The sequence below is a fragment of the Thermococcus eurythermalis genome (assembly GCF_000769655.1).
GTDB classification, from domain to species: Archaea; Methanobacteriota_B; Thermococci; order Thermococcales; family Thermococcaceae; genus Thermococcus; species Thermococcus eurythermalis.
Genome location: NZ_CP008887.1, coordinates 614,748 through 633,657, shown reverse-complemented (window position 1 = coordinate 633,657; position 18,910 = coordinate 614,748). Strand labels below are relative to the sequence as shown.

Here is an 18,910-nt window from a genome sequence, read left to right as displayed (position 1 = left end):
TTTTTATAAAAACTCACTCATCATTTTTTAGTGAAACACTAAGTGATTTTATCACTATTATATAATAGGTGATAACAAGATGACTGACACACACAATCAAAAAGTTGAGAAGATTGAAATGAAGGGTAAAATACACAAGCTCAAAAACAGTAGCTCACAACTAGTTATCTATAAGAGAACAGTCCCTGAAGACTTTGAGTTTAAAGAAGAGTATGTGTGTGTTCTTGTGACAAAACAGGGGACTGTAAAGTTCAAAACAAAGAAGTTCAAACACAACAAACTCATCAGATTCAAAGTCCCATCAACAATAGCTGAAGTATATGTTGAACAAGGGATGAGGGTCAATATTACTGTTATTGATGATAAAATAATAGTAGTTGAAGAAGGGGTCTCTACTGACTCAATTTCTTTTCTTTATCCTAAGTACTCTATAATATTATATACTAATGAAGAAGGAGGTGATGAATGATGATGGGTAATGTCAATGAGAAGGGTTTCACAATCATAGCACTGCTACAACTCATACTTCTCACAATAGCACTCATCAGAGCACTCAGAATTGATGTTGTGGGGTTACTGTCAACCTTTCATTTTTTGATTTATACTAAGTGGTCTATAGTATTATGTGTAATGGAGGTGATGCTATGAAGGGTAAGGTTCACAATCAAGATGATGTTGTTGTTGAAATGATAGCACAAACAAAGTTCAAAATCATCATTCCTGAGAGAACAGTCAGCATCATAAATGGTGCTGGATACTTCTCAGTCAAAAAGAAACACATCACAAGCCTCATAGAGCTGAAAAAGAAAGACAAAATTAAGACAGAAATGATAATTGCTGGGCAGAAAATTAAATTCCTCAGCAAAATGTACAACTACAAACAATACAACATCAACTATCAAATCCCAACAATCATAGTTGATATGTTAAGAACAGAATTTGGCTTCTCAGGGTTCAGGTTCACAGTCAACATCACAATCATTGTTGATGTAGAGAAGAACACTCAGAAACTAATCCTGGAAGTACCACAGTGGGAAATTGAGAGATGTTTTGACCTCAAGAAATTTGAAGAAGAGATGATAGGGGGTGAGGCTGAATGATGACAGCCCCAACCCCACAGGAACAAAAGACCCTCAGTAATAATAAAGACAAAAAACACTTAGAAATTAATAAAGAACAAACAGCAGAACAAATTGTTAAGTACCTTCAACAATACTATCTAGAAGAGCAAGGCTGGGCTGACAGAGATGACTGGTACTTCTGCCTCACCAGACTCAACAAGGAGAATAAAGGCAAGATAGACTTCTACTTCACAATCAAAGAACTCAAAGAAGAGCCTCAAAAAATTAAGATTTGGATAATTGAAAACATAGAAGAGTACAACCTATACCACAGCATCTTCATCTACCAACAAGCAAAAAGAAAAGCAGAATTTGCAATCAAAGAAAGCAGGGTTGTATTTATTGACATTGACAAACAGGGACACCAACCAATATCAATCAAGGAAATCAACAAAGACATCAGAGAAATTATGCAGAAGTGGTTCACAAACAGAGAAATCCACTACAGTGTAATTCAGAGTGGAAGAGGAATCCATATCAAGATAGTGCTCTCACAACTCCTATCAGAAGAGGAATATAAGAGGCTCTCTCTGTTAACAGAAATCTTTAGAGACTCAAACTTCAAAGTTGATAATATCTATGACTTTGCTAGGATTATTAGACTACCATACAGCATAAATCAAGAAAGCAAAAAGCAAGCTAGGATTGTTTACAAAACTGAAGAAACAACTAAAAAAGAGAAGTTCATAGAGTTGGTTAATGAACTAGAGAAGCTCAGAGAAGCAAGGAAAAACACAGAAAAGGAATTTGATGATGATACAGTAATTGATATTGATGATGACAAGCTCACAGAAGTAGCAAGAGATGTTTACTTAGTAATTAAAGACTTCTATAAACAGAGTACAAGACACAATCTGATGTTCTTTACCCTATCTACCATATACAAATACAGTAGAATAACAGAAGAACAGTTAAGGTTTATTACAGAAGAACTCATCAGTTTGCTCAATGATGATGAAGAAAAACAAAGAATAAGCATTGTTAAATCAATAGTCAAACAAGAAGAGTTCTCTGGAAGAGAGAAGATAGCAACAGTCAGTTTCTTCTTCACACAAGATGAGCAAGGGAACATCATAGAAGACAGAAGACTCTCACAATTTGCTAATGCTAACAAACTAGAGCTAGAAGAAGCAAAAGAAATCATAATAAAGCTCAAAAAAGACATAATAGAAGTACTGAAGCAGAAGGGTTATGTTTATAACAAAAAGTTCCTAGGAAGGGTTAGAATAAGCAATAAAGGAAGAATTGTTGATGTTGAAGTCTTCAGAGACTCAGTAACACTTGCATTCTACAAAAGAACTGATGAGAATGAACTTAAACTGATTGGGAGAGAGAACTTCATAAAAGCAAGAATAATCCTCAAAGAGGTCACAATAAAGAGAAATGAACTGAAAAAGACTTCTGAGTGGCTCTACACTGTCAAAATCATCTCAGACTTCACTACTGAAGAATTCAAACAGGCCAGCCTCAAGAAGATTGCAGAATACCTCTATGGCTCACCCCTGGTCAGAATGAAGTCAAAACAGCAAATAGAGACAATCCTACAAGCTGTGTTTGAAATACTCATCAGATATTACAAGATTAAGATAACAAAGCTCTCAGAGACTTTTGAAATGAACTGGGATGAAGAAAAGAAGAGATACACACACAATGCTATTGAGTTTTGGAATGAGACTTACTCACTCTCTGACACTAGAAACTACCACCAGATGGTCTCTGATGATGACATCAGAAAATTCCTGGAAATTCTCTCAGAAATCCAGGACATCAACCTATTCTACACAGTATCTGGGACATTCATAAGCTCCTACTTCAATAATGAACTCAGAATGAAACCATTGTTGTGGGTTTGGAGCAAAGAAGCTGGGATTGGTAAATCAACCCTAGCAGAACTCCTCACAGAGAAAGCATTTGCAATAAAGAAGCTTTCAGTACAAGAGGTCAAGAGTGACTTCAGAATTGTGAAAGCACTCTCCCTTGGACACTTTATGATTGCCCTTGATGATGTTAGCAAAATAGACAAGAACCTAAGAGATTTTGTGAAAGCATACCTAACAGGTGTCAAGAGTGTAACAAGGGGTAGAGCAGACCTCAGTTCTCTGAATATTGACCTTAGAGCCACTCTTATGATAACCAGTAATAATAAACTAATGGTAGAAGATGAGGCATTCAAAGACAGGGTTATACAGATAAAGCTAGAAGATTATGTTTTTGAAACAGAAGAAACAGTAGACAAGATTTATGAGCTAACAGAGGGTGTTGGTTATAGAATAGCAGACCTCTTAGTAGAGTACTTCAGAGCAAAGAATCAAACCTTCACAGACCTTGTTAAAGAGAGTTATAAGATTCTGAAAGAGCTTAACCTGAATGTACACTCCAGAAGACTCCAATTGTATGCACAAGTCTGGGCAGGGCTTGTAATACTGTATGACTTTGCAGAAGCATTTGGTGTTGAAAAACTCAAAGAGAAGCTCAAATACATAGCAGAACACTCAACAGAGATTATTGAACAAATAGAAGCTATACAAAATGATGTCTCAGAATCAGTACTCTATGTTGATGACATTATTGAAAAATTGGAATCAGCAACATTCATCAAGAGAACAGATAAGGGTGAATTGCTTGTTACTTCAACAGTACTTAGAATGCTAAGAGAAACAAACAAACTGTTTGAAGAGATTAGAAGTCTCAAAGAACTAGAAACACTCATCAACTACAAGTACAAGAACATTGCTAAACTCAAGACTGTCAGAATCAACAATAAACCAGTTTGGGGGCTTCTAATTGATTTAACAGAGGTTAGAACAAACAAAACTGATGAAGAAGAGCTTGTAGAAGAAGTGTATCAACTGCTCAAAGAAGTCAAGAATTATGATTCAATCAGCTTTGACAAGTTTATCTCACTCTTACTCACTAGAATCAGTGTTAATGATGAAGAAAAGGTTGCAGAAAAAGTGAAGGAATTATTATTAACAAAGTTTAGAAAGAACATAGAACTATTGGGAACAGAAATGTCATCACTACTCAACAACAGTGAAGTACCAGTATTCAAGGTGAAAAGAATTTGATGTCTTTTCTTTTTACTTGGTTTCAAAAACAAACTTTTCTGGTGTAAGAAGTTTGTAAGATGAACTGTAAGATTTACCATTCTTACAAATCTTACAATCTTACAGACAGAAGAGGGCTTCCTTAGTATCAAAGAAGGTCTCACAGACCTTCTAAAACTATTGAAAACCATCAATCTTACAAGCCTAAAAATCCTCAGATTTTGAAATAGAGCCTTCACAGGGGAGCTATTTGTAAGATTGTAAGATTGAAAATCATATACAATCAAACTTTTTCAAAAAATCTTTACATTCTTGTCATAACCCTTTACATTTGTCAATAACATTAATGTTCTCACAATTTAATTAATCTTACAAATCTTACAATCTTACATCAACCATAATTCTCTGTTTGTTGAAAGAAAGCTGTATAAGGCCTTATTTGGCTAAAACAGAGATAAGCCTTAATAGGGCTTCTTTAGTATAAAAGAAGGCAGGAGAAAGCTGTAAGATTTGTAAGATTGTGTAAGATTTTTGGTGCTGAGGTTACATTAGATGTCATCATCAATATCATCCTCAACCACAGCACTCTCATCATCACCCAGTACAATGAGGAAGCTTTCATTTGTCTTTGCTGTTGTACTGTACAACTCAGCTTTAATCTCATATTTATTAATCTCACCCCAATCAAAGAATCTGGGGTACAGTACTATTGAGATTGTATCTGTTACAGTCTTCTTTTCTTTGTAGAAGTCAATCATCACATCAAACACAATAACATTGTCTTTTGTGTGTTTTTTGTAGTATATTAAAACACCACAATAGTGTATTATTGCTTCATCATATACAAATTTGTCAGAAATGTCTTCAAAGCAGTATTCAGATATTTTGTTTAAGTCTATCACAAGCTCTTCTTGTTCTAGTATCTCCCTGTTCAAATACTGTGCTTTGATAAAATCAAACACCATCTTTCCAACATAATAATTAAGCTCACTCATATTATATAATATGAATAATGGATTAAAAGCTTTTTCATCATATATTGAAACCCTTCATTTTGTGACTATTTTTGTTTTGTATAACCCAGCTTATCACCATACAATTATCCTTTACAATGAAAGGTGGTAAGAGATTTAGTTGTGGTATTCAATTTGCAGTGAACCCCACACTCTTATTCATATATATTATATAATATATGATATATGGTCATCACTTTACACTGTTTTATTCTAATTGCTAAGTGAAAATTTCACTATATTATGAATGGGAATCACAATGACTGGGGTCATCAGTCAACCACAATCAAAGTTTGAATCATACCCAATCAGACTCTCTGATGAAGATTTAGAGTTTGTTAAAGAGTTCTTAGAGGAAGTCTATCAAATCTTTGAGGAGTTTGAGCAAGTGTATGAGACAGAAAAATGGGAAGAACTTAAGCAGGAGATTTCAGAGTCTGAAGAAGTTAGGTTAATCCCTGCTGATGCAATAGCTGTCTCTCATTTGAGCAGGTGTGAGTATCAGGCTTATATGCTCAGAAAGAAGCATATTGATAGATATGGTGATGGTTACTATAAAGTTAGTGATTCACAGTTCTCTGAGACAAATTACCTTAATCAGGGTTGGAGTCAGAAGACTGGGACTTGGTTTGATAGGTTCTTGAAGTACAAGCTCTCACAAACAAGATTCAGTGATTTTGTTGAGTTTGATGTTGTTGTGGAAGAGGAGTTTCAGGGGGTTCTGTTCTACAGCAGAATTGATGTTGTCCTCTTCACACCTAATCAAAAAAAGATTGGGATTGAGATAAAGAGTAGGCACATTCATCAGTTTGACTACTTACAGCTTCAGTTCTACAAGCTGTTCTTTGATGCTGTGATTGTCTTTAGTCCCTATCTGTACAGATACTGGAAGAAGGAAGCTCTAGACTGGAAGCTTATCACTCAAAACACAAAGAAGGGTCAGAGAAGGGGTGATTTGATGTTTGATGATGATATGAACATAAAAATACATTACAGAGATGAGGAAGCAGAGAGTTGGATTAAGTATTTTGAAGATTATGCTGAGAGAATTAAGAACCCTGACAGCCCTGTGTTACTCAATATTGACTTTTGTGAGGCCTGTGATTATAAAGAGAAGTGTAAAGTTTACTGGCTTGTCCAACAGAAGAACATCAAAGATGGGTTGAAACTCTTTGTCAGAAAGAACAAAGTCAAATTCAGTGATTTTGAAGATTTTGATAAGACTCTTGAACTTCTAAACAAGATTAGCTACTTCTTCTGACCCCCTAAAAACACTTATAAAACCCTTCTTTATATTTTTTCTTTGGGTGTATTGTGATGATTAAGGAAGTGAAGAGTATTAGTGAAATGATTAATGATTTGTTGAGAACTGAAGCAGTTATCAGAGATGCTTTGTTTGAAGAGTTAGAAGCTCTTGAGAACTTAATTGAACAGGGGAAGCAAGATAATAGGATTTCTGATGATTTTGCACAGGAACTAATTGAGCAAATTAAGAAGATTGAGAAGTTTGTTGTTATGAATGTTTGAGTGAGTTTCATTTTTTATTGATACTTTCATCATAATGTACTTTTTTGTACACACAAAAGGGGAGTTTTGTAAATTACAAACCCACCACAATAATTGTAATGAGAATGTGTTAATTCAATCAGTTTCTCATTACAAACTATTGGTAACATAATATGTAATATGTGTTGCATACCCTCATTTATTTTTTGTAAATCTTAAGCAGTTTTTGTTATTATATTCTATGGTGACTGTGATGGTAGAGTTCAAAGTCACAGATGAAAAGGCACTTAGGCTTGGTGAATTCTTGTTCAAAGCTGATGAAGCTCTCAACATTGAAAAAACAGCACAAAGACTAAACAAAACATACAACTGGGAGATAAACAGCATCATAGAGCTTCTAGAAAAGCTCACAATACTGTATAACAACATCATAAAGCTGTTTAAGTGGGTTGATGTTGAAGTTGTTGAACTCAGTGTGCACACTAACAGACACCCATACACAATTGAGAGACTGGTTGATAATGAAAACATTGAAAGAGAAATGAGCTACATAGCTAAAGAGCTTGTTATAGACCTGTTCCATTCTCTCAGGGCTGAGAAGCCACTCAAAATTGAGATTGAGCAAAAGATTTTGAAGACAAAGTTCTCAGAGAAGGTAAAGAAGCTCTCAGATGAGTTTGTTGAGATTCTGCTTGACTCTATTCTTGAAAAGAAGCAAGATAATGTAGAAGAGGTGATGAAGAATGACTGAAATCATCAAAAAAGATGATTTGTATGCTATTCACACAGCTACTTCAATTGCACTTATACTATCAATCATTATTGCAGTGATTGCATTGTATGGAATACTAGAAAAAGCTATTACTGAAAACATTGTTCAGCTTCTGTTTCTCATAAATTCAGTAGAATTTGTGATACTTAAGTCTACAGTTGATGATGTTGCTGAAAAACTCAAGGAGGTGAGAGAATGACAGTGTGGGGCTTTGTTACTTATAATCTCATTTTTAGAAAGAAGTTCACACCCACCCCAGGCCACACTCTAGAAGTCTCAAAAGACTCTGTTTCAAACAGAATAGAAATTTGGGAACTTAATAAGTTCAATAATGCTCCAGAAAGACTCCTCTTCTCAATCAAAGATGAAGGAAGGATTATAATCAAACAAGAAGAGGATGGTTCAGTGCTTGTTGAAGTTTACTCAATTCAGCATCAAATCACTGATTCAGACTCTATTAGTCTTGAAAGGCTTATTGAATTGTTTTTAGAAGATGGTTTCACAAAAGAAGAGTTTATGCAGGTTTACAGGGAGATTCAGAAGAGTATAGAGACTGAGTACAAGTTTGACAAGAGATATGATAGTTTCAGTGATGAGCTTCTCTGAACTTTTTATTTTGTTTGGAGGTGTGAGTAATGGTAGAATCAAAAACAAACATCTTTGAAGAACTGAAAGATACAGAAAAAGTTGAATTTAAGAGATATAGACTAGAAGACAAGTGTGGTGAGTTCTTTCTAGTTGTTGTTAGATACTCTGATGAGATTCAGGTCTGGAAGGAGAGATTCATCAATTTCACAACCCCAGATGAATTGAATTCTGAAAAAGAGAGAGATGAGCACTTAGTTCTTTATCCAATCTATTTGAAGCAATTTTTTAGGGGGTGGGATTGGTGATGAAGATTGAAGAAAATTTTCACAAAAAACTCTATAATCAGATGATTAATGAGTTTGAGAAAAATGGACTTTCATACACTGATTTTCTCAGTTTAGGAGCTAGGAAACAGTATTTTCTCAGCAGGTTTTGGTTTATTGGTGCAAGGCTCAGTTTTTTGACTGGTTTTGTGAACACATTCTTTCTGCTGATTATGATAGTGCTCATTCAGTTCACAACTTTAGAACCTCAATCAAAGATAGTCATTGCTCTTGGGGTGCTGGTCATTGTGTTCACTCTGAACACAATAATGAGAGACTATCAGTCTGTCTTTGAAGCTTATTTTAGTGATATTATTCACAAGGAGGTGGTTGAATGAGGGTTTATGTTTATCTCAGAGTTAGTACAGACAAGCAAGACATTGAAAGTCAATATCAATCTATAAAAAAGAAACTACAAGAGCTTAACATTAAAAAGGAAGACATAGAAGTCATCAAAGATGAAGGCATAAGTGGTGGTGTCCCTGCTCTTCAGAGACAGGGCTTTCAATATCTTTTCAGTAAGATTCAGTCTGGGGATGTTCTTATTGTCTCAGAACTCAGTAGATTGGGGAGAAACCTTAGTGATGTCATTTTTGTCTTGGACAAGCTCATTAGGGAGAAAAAAGTCAGGGTAATCAGCTGTAAGGAGAATTTAGATAGTCACAGAGATGCTTTTCAGTTTAAGGTTATGACAACCTTAATTTCACTATTTGCTGACTTGGAAAGAGAATTCATCAGAAAGAGAACAAGAGAGGGGCTTATGAGGGCAAAAGAGCAAGGAAAACACATTGGTAGACCTAGAAAATTAAACTACAAGCTTATTTTCAAACTCTGGGAAGAAGGTAAGTCTATTTCAGAAATTGTAGACCTCACAGGCTATTCTTACAGTGCTGTGGCTGTAGCAATTCATAGAGCAAAGAAGAGGGGTATTCTGATTGAGAAGCCCCAGAGAAGAGTGAAATGGGCTATTTTGGAGAAAGGAGGTGATGGGAATGAGTGAAATGGTGAAGAAAGATGTTTTGTATGAAGTTTATTCAGTAATCAGCTTTATCAAAGCAATATCACTCACAATGTTGCTATTATTGACAGTGTTAGTAGCAATAACTAGTACTACTGGGGTTATTGATTACATAATCTCAGTGTTATACTTCCTAGCAATAGTGATTACTTTTGAACTTGTTGTTGCTGGAAAATACATCAGAAAACAACTTAGGGGTGATAAGAATGAGTAATGTAAAAGAACAGCTCAGAAAGGAGATTTTTGTTAGGAGGAATGACCTCACTGCTGTACTTTCAATCCTCTACCCTGAAGACTCTAAAACAAGAGAACAGCTTATTCATTTGATTACTGATTTAGAGAAGTCTGAAATTACCCTTGTCACAAATTTTCTGATGCTTGCTGAATACCAACAGGTTTCTGATTGGTTTAGAAAGTTTGCTAGAGACTATGTGAAGACAATGTTAGAACTCAGAGTTTCTCACAACAGAAAAGGTAGAGAAGAGGCAATACAGAGCCTTCTCAGAAATGATAAGCACAAACAGGAGACTGATGAGAGTCTGATAGATAAGGTCAGAAAGAAGTTCTTCAACACACCAGGGGATTGAGAGGGGTGATTGAGATGAATGGGCTTCTCTTATCAATTTTTCTATTTTTATTGGTGTATTTGTTTGCTGTTTCATATTCAATCACTAAGTTAGTTGAAAAAGAAAGTAAAGGAGGTGTTTCAAAATGAGCATTCTTGATAGGATTTTTGCACACCAGGAAACTGTTGTTTTTGTGTATAGGACTGGTAAGGTCAAAGTTTTCAAAAAAGCAAGAGATGAAACAGGTGCTTTCATCATAAACAATCATAAGTACTACCCAATTAAAGATAGGAGCACACACATTTTCATAGAGGGTTACAGTAATGAAATAAGCTCTATTGAGTTGATAGAGGGTGATAAAGTTAAACTCATTGGTTCAGAGGATGTAGAGTTAATTGTTCAATCAGAAGTGCTCAGACAGATAGCTAATGCTGGTTCAAAGTGGTTTGAAAAGCTACAAAACAATCAATACATTATGATTGCAATAACTGTATTCAGTCTCTTAGCTGTTATAATGCTTTATTACAAGCTTCAGAACCTTGAAAAAATGGTTCAGGCACTCTGGACTGCTGTTCAAACATTGCAACAGCAACTTTCAACAGTTCAACCCCAACAACCCAATATCAACTTACCATAACACCTTTCCTCTTTTCTTTTATGGGTGTATCTACATATAGATACACTGTCTTTTCTAATATTTTAAGCAGTTTCTGACTTAGTATTATTTGAGAAACTTGTTTGAACAGGGGGTGTTGTTTATGGGGGATAAGGTCAGGACTATTATCTCTGCTTCTTACTCAAAGAGCCTTAAAAAGTTCTATACAACTTCTAAACAAGCTGAGAGGAGAAGGAAGAAGCTAATCAAATATCTTGATAATTCTGTGACTGAGTTGAGGAAGAAGGCAACTGAACTTGCTGAAAGCAAATATTCTATAGCCTCTGAGAATGAAGAGGCTAGAAAAAACTTCCAGGAAAAATTGAAGACTTTCTTCAAACAAATTCAGTTCACAAAGATTCTCTTGTCAGAAAACATTAAACAGGGGCTTTTGAACAAGGATGAGGCTGAAAAATATATGAAGAAGTTTGATGAGCTTGAAAAAAGGACATATACATTGTTTAAGATGGATGCCATTAGAGACTCTGCTAATTCTGTAACCACTGATTATGAAAAGTACCTTAAGTATAGGTTTATGGATAAGGATGCTGTCATAAAGAGATTGCAAGAGAGAGCTAATAGTGAGAAAGACCCCAAAAAGAGAGAGAAGCTTCTAAAGAAGATTAAGGAAATTGAAAAAGAGTCAAAGAAGGCTGATGTTGTTTTGAAGAGATATGAAGAAGGGCTAAGCAATTATATGAGAGACATTATGAAACACCACAAGATGGTTGATGACATCTACCACAAAGCAAAAGAAGAGGCAAGTGAGCAGTATAATGAGCTGAAGAAGAAAGCTAAGAAGTCAAAATCACAGAAGAGCATCACTGAAGGACTAAAATCACTTATTAGTTCTTCAGAAAAGTCATCAGAAAGTGGGTCTGGAGTGTCAGAGTCTGCTGAGGTTAGTTTTGAAGTTGAGGGGTCAGGAGAGTACCCACTCTGAATTATTTATTATTTTGTGGGAGGGGTGAGCAGTGGGGTACAAGAGAATTGTCAGAGCCTCATACAGTAAGAACTTAAATAAAGCAGTTAGACATCTCAAATCCCTTCAGAGTGATAGGAAAAAAGTCCTTAAGTTCCTGGAGCAGGGTGAGAAGGAGCTTCTCAGGAAAGCAGAGAGAACTGTTGTGAGGAGTGAAGCTGACAAAAGGAGAGTTGAGAAGCTTTTCTTGATTGCTGATGCTATTAAAATTGAGATTGATAAAGCACAGAGGTTGGGTTTACTCACAAATGCTGAAGCAAACCATTACAAGCTGAGATATAGTCAATTAAAAGAACAAATGTATGGCATAATCAAAGATAATACTAAGAAGGTTTATGAGAATGAAGCTGAGCAGAAAGCTGAGGCAAAAGCAACTAAGTTTTTGGGTCATAAAATAAAGAGTCCAATGTGGTACATTCTGAAGAATGAGTTTAAGCAAGAGGCTTTGGCTGAAAAGAGGAAGCAGATTGATGAGAAAGAAGAATTAGTTGATAAGGCAAAAGTTTCAGCATTCAAAAAGCTGAGAGACCTCATTTTTAGAAGAGAGAATGAAGAAGGGGGTGAGGAGTGATGGGATATAAGAAGATTGTGAAGTCAGCTTATTCCAAAAACAGATACAAGTACTTGGGTTCTAGAGTTAAAGACTCAAAGAAAAAAGGGCTTGATTCAGTCCAGGACTTTTTAAAGATTAAGAAAGCTATTGTTGAAGACTACAGGTCAGGGAAGATTTCAGAAAAAACAGCTAGAGGAAGGCTTCTTTTGCTCTACAGACTCACATTCAAAGAGAAGAACTCAAAGATTGAGCACATCCCTGAGCAAGAACTTAAGAAGCTCAGAGACAAAATTAAGGATACTATGAATGCTCTTGATGAAGAGTGATTATTCCTATTATATAATATATAATAGGAATTAGTATTATTGTATAGGCTAAACAGTATATCATATATATTATATATGAATAAGCAATAATGGTGATGTATATGAAGTTTGTACTCAGGGTGTCAATCAGTGAAGATAATTATGTTAAGCTTCTTGAACTTTCAAATCAAACAAAACTCTCAGTTTCTGACATCTTTTCTATTGCAGTGTTTGAGTTCCCCTTGGATACAATTGATAAGGCTTATAGTAAGAAGAGGTGGGGTCATTCCACAGCACAATCTCTTAGTGTGTCCTTATCTGTTCTAAACAAGTTTAATTACCTCTGTGAGAGGAGAAGTGACCTCAAAAAGAGTGATGTTGCTGATTTTGTGTTGGATTGGTTTTTTAAAAACATTGAAAGCTTCAAAAAAGAGCTAGAGCTTGTGAAGTTCATCAAATTCTGACTTCCTAGATTTTTTTGAGATGTCATTTCAAATTTTCACAAAAATTTTTATTTTATTTTTATTTTTGAAAAAATTTTTGAATTCTGGATTTTTTCTGAAAACTTTTTGTTTTATTTTTGTGTGAAAATTTTGTTCTGGGTTTTGTGTACTTGTGAGAATTTCTCAACAATATATATTATATGTTTTTGTTCAAAAAATTTTCATCTGTTTTATTTTTGTTTTTTATTTGGAAAATATTTCAAATGAAAAATTTTTCTTTCATCTTGTTTACTTTTTCTGGGAAAAGTTTGAGAAAACATCTCAAAAAAGAACATACTATATATGTGAGATGACCCTGGAAGTTGTGTTTTACTTTTAACAAAATTCTAAGCAGTTTTCAGTTTAATATTATTTGGAAAATTATTTGTGGGTGGTGTGAGTTATGAAACTTGATGAACTTTTCAGCAAGTACAGTTTGTACAAGCAGAGTTTTGCTGTTCCCTTAGATTTCACAAGGTTCTACATAAGCTTTATTGCTTTAAAGCTGAATGAGACAACCTCTAAGCTGAAAGCAATCTATTCTAGCACTGAAACTGTTGATTATGACCTTTATATTGCTTCTGTTGAATCAATACTGACTCTACACAATTTTATAGCACATTTGCTTGATAGGACACTATCTGAAGATGATTTATTGCTCTATCAGTACCTTCTCAAAAAAATCTACAATAATGAAGTTCTAGATGTAGATGAAGTCTATGTACTTAAAGAACTACAGATGCAGGTGTTGGTTGAAAATGGGCTGTTGGATGTCTTCCAGCTAACTAAACCTGAAACACTAATTGATACTTTTGATGATGAAGATAAAGAAGAGTTTGCTGGGGGTGATGAGGGTGAGCAAGGTTAAAATTCAGCTCACCTCATCCCCCATACAATTTGAATCAGATGATGTATCTATAATTAGATGTAGAAAACCAGGTTTATCAAAACTCTTCAAACAACTACTTAGAGATTTAGTGAGATACATTAAAAAGAAAGACTATGACTTGATGATTTTAGTGTTAGGACAAGAGGGCAGTGGTAAGAGCACCTTGGCACTTAGAATAGCAATGTATCTCAATTATCTCATTAGAGATACACTCTCTTTTGATTTGAATTACATCTATGTAGACAAAATAGACTTAGTGAGGTTCTTTGAGAACATTGAAGAACCCTTACAGATTCACATTTTTGATGAAGCCCACAACCTGCTCTCAGCACAGGAAACTTCAACAGCAGTGAGTAGAAACCTCATCAACTTCTTTAAGACTTCTAGGGCACTCAAACAGATTTACATTCTAAATTCAATCAACATAGATTTGAATGCTGATGTTCTCAGAAGGACTGATTTAATCATTGTTGTCAGGGATAGGGGTGTTGCTGAAGTCTACTTCCACTCAAACAAGGACAAGCTCCTTGTTGAGTTGCTGGAACTCAAAAGGAGATACAGTAGAAGCTTCAATGTATCTACAGCAGTCAATATGATTCAGACCAAACCCAATCTAGTAATCAAATTCAAAGCTATCCCAGAAGAGGAGTTCAGCAAGTACTATAGAATCAAATGGGAGAGGATGCTTCAACACAAAGAGATTATTAAGCAGTCCATTATCAATAAACTTTCAAAGGATGACCTTATCAGTGTTTCAGAACTTAAGAAAGAGTATAAACTGTCAAACACCCAATTAGCTCAATTCCTTGAAGCTGTCCAAGACTATTTGATTAAAGAAGGTAACAAGACTTACATCAAAAAAGATATTGTTGAGTCTGTTCTGTCAAACAAACAATAACCTCCTCTCTTTCTCTTCTTTTGTCTGAGTGTATCTATATATAGATACACTGTTTGTATATGTTTTATTTTGAAATGCTAAGTATTTTTTGATATATTATATAATGAAGTACCCCAGACACTGGGGTACTCACCACCTCAACAACAAAGAAAAAGAGGTGATTGGTAATGGACAGAGCTATGAAGTTTGTTATAGCTATAATTGTGGCAGGATTCTTGCTTATTCTAGCAGTTAAGTACAACTTTATGAATGAGCACAGCACAATCACTTATGAGAGAATTGAATATGATGAAGACTTACAACAAGTTGTCAGTAACCAGACAACAATAACAATGCAAGAAGCTGAGCAAGAGTACCCACTTGTCAGGCTCATAAACATAATACTTCTCTTTGCTCTGATTGGGCTTCCAGGTTATCTCATAACCAGAAATGACATAAAAGGTGCTGTGATGGGTTTAATAGGCTATCTAGTAGTTCTCATTACTGAGCCAATGTGGCTGGGACAATTCATATCAATGTGGGTTCTTGGAGGCCTCTACCAGATTGTTGCTCTCATCTTCCTCTCAGCTATAATTGGAGGCATTGGAACTGTTGTTACTTTTAGAGAGAAGCTACAAACTGTCTGATTCCCTTCTCTTCTTTTTCTTTTTACACTGAGTGTATCTCATAGTAGATACACTGATTTTTGTTAAAATCTAAGCAGTTTTCACTCTTAATATATATTGAGACTGAAAAACAAGGGAGGGGTGAGTATGAGCAAGAGAAAAGTTATTGTGCTCACACTTCTCATTCTAGTTCTGATTGAATGGGGGTATGTGAGTGCAATTCTAGAAGAATTCACTATTAATATTTATGATGAATCAGGTCAACCAATCAATGATAACTTTGAATTAGCTGTTTTCAGCTTTGTTTATGAAAATGGACAACAGGATATAGCTCAAAATCAATACTTAGACTTTTGGAACTGGTTACACAACACTTATGCTAATGACACCACAGCACAGTATAATTTTACTGTTATTAAAAAAATGGGTTGGTATGATATGTATTTTCACACAACTGACATAAAACTATCATATGTTGATTTAACTGACACAAATCAAAACTATATATTTGATACTTATTTTCTTGTGAAACTATTGAATGCTAATTTTTATCCCTTACCTGATACAATAACAAACATTGGTGTGAATGATAACAATGCTTATTATCTTATACTCAAACACAAACAATATGACCCAACAATTTTTAGTTCAACATCAGAAGATGTGTTGTACCCAATCAAAAACATACTCAAAATTGATTTTAGTAGTGCTGAGGATTTTGATTATTTTGAAACAAACTTAGAATATAGCTCAGGGACACTGAACTGGATAACAGCTAACTGGTTGTCAATTGACTTAGATGTACAAAATGATACAGATAAGTATCTAACAAAAAAATTGTCTGTTAGTTATCACTATTCCTCTGGTTCAGGGAATTATTATAATATACAAGAATGGACAGGTGAACAGCTTGCTAGAGTTTATAATAATGATTTTGCAGACTTGTTTGTTGGTGTTACAGCTTCATCAAGATATTACAGTTGGACACAAACAGTAACAATACACTATGATTCAGAGCATAGTATCTCATATACCCCAGAAAAAATTGATACTGATGGTGATGGTGAATTAGAAGACTTCAGGTCAGTTGCTGGTATATTTTCAACACCAATTAAATTTAATAGTAAAATATATTATGCATATGTTATTATAAACAAACACTATAAAACTGTCACAGTGAAACTTGTTGAACAGGATTATATTTCAAAAACAACAACTGAACAAGAGTATGAAGCAAAAATATCTGATAAACTAATAACACAATTGGGGGATGGGTATACATTAGAGGCAGGAGTGTATAGACACAATTATAATGATGTCATATTCTATGACTTTTATAGAAACATTTTTGTGTACTTTAATTTTAACACAAGATTAGGATTATTATTAATTAATGTTAAACAAAAAGATTTTGAACAGTTTGCTGATGCAAAGAATGTGTATATATTTACAGATAATCTCAAAGATGATATGAAAATAATTGTTGAATATCTAGATGAAGATACAGGAACAGCTACATTCAAAAAATATTCACTTAAACTTGCTGATTGGTTTAAGGATGCTGATGTTACAACTGTCACAAGACTTATAACAGACCCAGACCAACAATTTGATTACAATAATGATAATTACAATGTTAACATACAAATTATAACAGAAGACCCTGTGACAGGAATACACTCAGCAGGAACTGATGCTGTTGATACTGATGATATTAACAGATATCACTACCTCTTCCCTGACCTGAACCAAGAGAACTGGTTTAAGCTTGTTGCTCAGGTCAACTGGCCAAAAACAGCATATGATGTTACTGTTTATGACAAGAATGGTGCTGATGTAACTGATTCAGTAAACATTAGAGTAGAGAGCACAGATTGTGAAGTAACAAAAGATGATAATACTTATAATAGGTTCTGGATTTCACAAGAAGACTACTCAAAAACCTGTACTGTTGTAATAAGTATAGAAAATGACCAGGGAGCAATAATCTATCAGAAGAGCACAAACTGGGTTGCAAATGGTCAACTCAATTCTGAGATTGTTGATATGAGTACTTCAGCTTCCAGTAACAGTTCATCAGATGAGGGAAGTTCAGGAGAAGGAGAAGACACATTTGGTGATGGGTACTATTTTGTGATTTATGATGACACATTACAGCAAGTATGTGATGAGCAGAGCTATGTGTTCAAAACAGAAGATGGGCAGGTTCTGAACTTCAAAGTCACTGATGACTGTAGAATATACATAGATTGGTCTCAGATTGACCAGGATGGGGATGGTTTGCCTGATTTTCAAACAATAAAAGTCTACAAGGATGGAAAGCTTGTAAGGGAGATTGACACAACAGCTCTAAAGAAGAATGAAGACACAATAATATTTGCTTATGATTCTGATGAAAAGTTTGTGCTCCTCATAAACCTCTACTTTAATACAGACCAGACCCTCTCACAATTAGATTACAATGACATTAGAGATGATTTAATCAACAATATAGACATATCAATTAAATTTGAAGGTAATATGGTCTTGCAGGGGGTCAAACAAGACAATGCAATCATCAACCTGCTCAAACCAACTCAAGAATACAGCTGTAAGGTTATCTTTGATAGAAAATCTGCAACTTATACTACAAGATACACAACATATGCTTGTCTTATTGACAGAAAAGTCCTGTTGGATGGAATGACTTACAATGTCTATGTGTCTGCACAGACAAAAATAGCAAAAGTGCTATTTGGAGTGATTGATTTGGGGGTTCAGATGCAACAGTTTGATTACAATGAAAATATGCAATACAAGAGACTAGATACATTCAACTTCAATATAGCCCTCACAGAAGACTTACAGAATCAGATTGAGAAGAAGAGGATGTTCAGGGACTTCTTCCTGAACACCCAGTTCTGGGCAATGTTAATCATAATTGCTCTAGTTGTGATTGTGAAGTATCTCACACTATCAGATAAGATTGCTGTGGTGTCTGGGGCACTTGTATTCTTAGTGCTTGTTGCTCTACACATCATAAGCAGTGCCTACCTCATTTTAATAAGCCTGATAGCAATTGTAATAGCTAGCCTCAAATTAAGTGATAAACTGACTAGAGGGGGGTCTGACTGATGACTACTCACCCCTCCCCTCCACACCCAAAAGGGGGTGATTGGGGATGAATATTAAATTAATTACATTTGGTATCTTCTTTGTATTCCTCAGTAACATATTAAATTATACATTAGCAGTAATGGATAATCAACAAGCTGATTTGAGTTGGCAGAATCCTGATTTGAGTGTGTATCAGAATGTAGATACACCCTCATCATCAGATGCTATTTATCAAGTTGTTGGATATAACTCAGATAATAGTAATAACAGTTACTGGGGTTTTTGGAACTGGATTAAAAGCTTAGTGTATCCTGAAAGCCTTATACAAAAGATACAAACAATCAGTTTTGTGCTAGGTGTTTTATTTATGTTCCTCTACTACTTCCCAATGGCTTATGGACTATTTGCACTGCTTGTGAAAGTGATTCCATTCATTGGGGATGGATGAAACTTATCTCTCTATTTTTCTTTTTATTCTGTGTGTATCTACT

At 34.8% G+C, this 18,910-nt stretch carries 24 protein-coding genes; 23 read left to right on the top strand and 1 reads right to left on the bottom strand.

The features are described 5' to 3' along the window. Window positions 1-79: 79 nt before the first annotated feature. The 3 genes from TEU_RS03375 to TEU_RS03360 all read left to right on the top strand — a co-directional run bounded on the left by TEU_RS03375 (window position 80) and on the right by TEU_RS03360 (window position 4,189). Window positions 80-469, top strand: a complete 390-nt coding sequence (locus TEU_RS03375; protein ID WP_050002452.1) for a hypothetical protein — start codon at window positions 80-82, stop codon at window positions 467-469. Window positions 470-644: 175 nt separating this feature from the next. Continuing rightward, on the top strand, window positions 645-1,100 hold the full coding sequence (locus TEU_RS03365) for a hypothetical protein (RefSeq protein ID WP_050002450.1): 456 nt from the start codon (window positions 645-647) through the stop codon (window positions 1,098-1,100). After that, window positions 1,097-4,189 (top strand): hypothetical protein, encoded by a 3,093-nt coding sequence (locus tag TEU_RS03360; RefSeq protein ID WP_050002449.1) that lies wholly within the window; start codon window positions 1,097-1,099, stop codon window positions 4,187-4,189. The genes TEU_RS03365 and TEU_RS03360 overlap by 4 nt, the downstream gene beginning before the upstream one ends. Before the next feature lie 527 nt (window positions 4,190-4,716). On the opposite strand, the gene TEU_RS03355 is transcribed toward TEU_RS03360, so the two are convergent. Next, the gene (locus tag TEU_RS03355; RefSeq protein WP_050002448.1) at window positions 4,717-5,163 is read right to left on the bottom strand and encodes a hypothetical protein; all 447 of its coding nucleotides are present in this window, start codon (window positions 5,161-5,163) and stop codon (window positions 4,717-4,719) included. 277 nt (window positions 5,164-5,440) lie between these two features. Here TEU_RS03355 and TEU_RS03350 point away from each other — a divergent pair, with 277 nt between their 5' ends. From TEU_RS03350 to TEU_RS03255, 20 genes are all read left to right on the top strand, one after another. Next, window positions 5,441-6,442 (top strand): PD-(D/E)XK nuclease family protein, encoded by a 1,002-nt coding sequence (locus TEU_RS03350; RefSeq protein ID WP_050002447.1) that lies wholly within the window; start codon window positions 5,441-5,443, stop codon window positions 6,440-6,442. 56 nt (window positions 6,443-6,498) lie between these two features. Then, a complete protein-coding gene (locus tag TEU_RS03345) occupies window positions 6,499-6,708 on the top strand; it encodes a hypothetical protein (RefSeq protein WP_050002446.1) in 210 nt (69 codons plus the stop codon). Window positions 6,709-6,940: 232 nt separating this feature from the next. After that, window positions 6,941-7,438, top strand: coding sequence for a hypothetical protein (locus tag TEU_RS03340; RefSeq protein WP_050002445.1), 498 nt, complete (start codon window positions 6,941-6,943; stop codon window positions 7,436-7,438). Further along, window positions 7,431-7,658, top strand: a complete 228-nt coding sequence (locus TEU_RS03335) for a hypothetical protein (protein ID WP_050002444.1) — start codon at window positions 7,431-7,433, stop codon at window positions 7,656-7,658. The genes TEU_RS03340 and TEU_RS03335 overlap by 8 nt, the downstream gene beginning before the upstream one ends. Continuing rightward, window positions 7,655-8,065, top strand: coding sequence for a hypothetical protein (locus tag TEU_RS03330; protein ID WP_050002443.1), 411 nt, complete (start codon window positions 7,655-7,657; stop codon window positions 8,063-8,065). The genes TEU_RS03335 and TEU_RS03330 overlap by 4 nt, the downstream gene beginning before the upstream one ends. Window positions 8,066-8,094: 29 nt before the next feature. Next, complete coding sequence (locus tag TEU_RS03325; RefSeq protein ID WP_050002442.1) at window positions 8,095-8,352, top strand: hypothetical protein; 258 nt, start codon at window positions 8,095-8,097, stop codon at window positions 8,350-8,352. Next, window positions 8,349-8,708 (top strand): hypothetical protein, encoded by a 360-nt coding sequence (locus TEU_RS03320; RefSeq protein WP_144244807.1) that lies wholly within the window; start codon window positions 8,349-8,351, stop codon window positions 8,706-8,708. The genes TEU_RS03325 and TEU_RS03320 overlap by 4 nt, the downstream gene beginning before the upstream one ends. Then, window positions 8,705-9,370 (top strand): recombinase family protein, encoded by a 666-nt coding sequence (locus TEU_RS03315; protein WP_050002440.1) that lies wholly within the window; start codon window positions 8,705-8,707, stop codon window positions 9,368-9,370. The genes TEU_RS03320 and TEU_RS03315 overlap by 4 nt, the downstream gene beginning before the upstream one ends. Continuing rightward, the gene (locus tag TEU_RS03310) at window positions 9,363-9,602 is read left to right on the top strand and encodes a hypothetical protein (RefSeq protein WP_050002439.1); all 240 of its coding nucleotides are present in this window, start codon (window positions 9,363-9,365) and stop codon (window positions 9,600-9,602) included. The genes TEU_RS03315 and TEU_RS03310 overlap by 8 nt, the downstream gene beginning before the upstream one ends. Further along, complete coding sequence (locus tag TEU_RS03305) at window positions 9,595-9,975, top strand: hypothetical protein (RefSeq protein WP_050002438.1); 381 nt, start codon at window positions 9,595-9,597, stop codon at window positions 9,973-9,975. The genes TEU_RS03310 and TEU_RS03305 overlap by 8 nt, the downstream gene beginning before the upstream one ends. Before the next feature lie 124 nt (window positions 9,976-10,099). Beyond that, a complete protein-coding gene (locus TEU_RS03300; protein WP_050002437.1) occupies window positions 10,100-10,591 on the top strand; it encodes a hypothetical protein in 492 nt (163 codons plus the stop codon). Between the two features lie 121 nt (window positions 10,592-10,712). Further along, window positions 10,713-11,552, top strand: a complete 840-nt coding sequence (locus TEU_RS03295) for a hypothetical protein (protein ID WP_050002436.1) — start codon at window positions 10,713-10,715, stop codon at window positions 11,550-11,552. Between the two features lie 31 nt (window positions 11,553-11,583). Continuing rightward, the gene (locus tag TEU_RS03290) at window positions 11,584-12,162 is read left to right on the top strand and encodes a hypothetical protein (protein ID WP_050002435.1); all 579 of its coding nucleotides are present in this window, start codon (window positions 11,584-11,586) and stop codon (window positions 12,160-12,162) included. Next, window positions 12,162-12,470, top strand: coding sequence for a hypothetical protein (locus tag TEU_RS03285; protein WP_050002434.1), 309 nt, complete (start codon window positions 12,162-12,164; stop codon window positions 12,468-12,470). Before TEU_RS03290 ends, TEU_RS03285 begins: the two co-directional genes overlap by 1 nt. Before the next feature lie 101 nt (window positions 12,471-12,571). Further along, on the top strand, window positions 12,572-12,913 hold the full coding sequence (locus TEU_RS03280; RefSeq protein WP_050002433.1) for a hypothetical protein: 342 nt from the start codon (window positions 12,572-12,574) through the stop codon (window positions 12,911-12,913). Window positions 12,914-13,334: 421 nt separating this feature from the next. After that, on the top strand, window positions 13,335-13,799 hold the full coding sequence (locus TEU_RS03275; RefSeq protein ID WP_050002432.1) for a hypothetical protein: 465 nt from the start codon (window positions 13,335-13,337) through the stop codon (window positions 13,797-13,799). After that, window positions 13,780-14,718 carry an ATP-binding protein gene (locus TEU_RS03270; RefSeq protein ID WP_158506633.1) on the top strand — a complete coding sequence of 313 codons (939 nt, stop codon included), beginning with the start codon at window positions 13,780-13,782 and terminating at the stop codon, window positions 14,716-14,718. Before TEU_RS03275 ends, TEU_RS03270 begins: the two co-directional genes overlap by 20 nt. A 167-nt stretch (window positions 14,719-14,885) precedes the next feature. Then, window positions 14,886-15,344, top strand: a complete 459-nt coding sequence (locus tag TEU_RS03265; protein ID WP_050002430.1) for a hypothetical protein — start codon at window positions 14,886-14,888, stop codon at window positions 15,342-15,344. A 126-nt stretch (window positions 15,345-15,470) separates the two neighbouring features. Continuing rightward, entirely contained in the window at window positions 15,471-18,437 is a 2,967-nt protein-coding gene (locus TEU_RS03260; protein WP_050002429.1) for a hypothetical protein, read from the top strand. A gap of 46 nt (window positions 18,438-18,483) precedes the next feature. Continuing rightward, a complete protein-coding gene (locus TEU_RS03255) occupies window positions 18,484-18,867 on the top strand; it encodes a hypothetical protein (RefSeq protein ID WP_050002428.1) in 384 nt (127 codons plus the stop codon). Window positions 18,868-18,910: the final 43 nt, after the last annotated feature.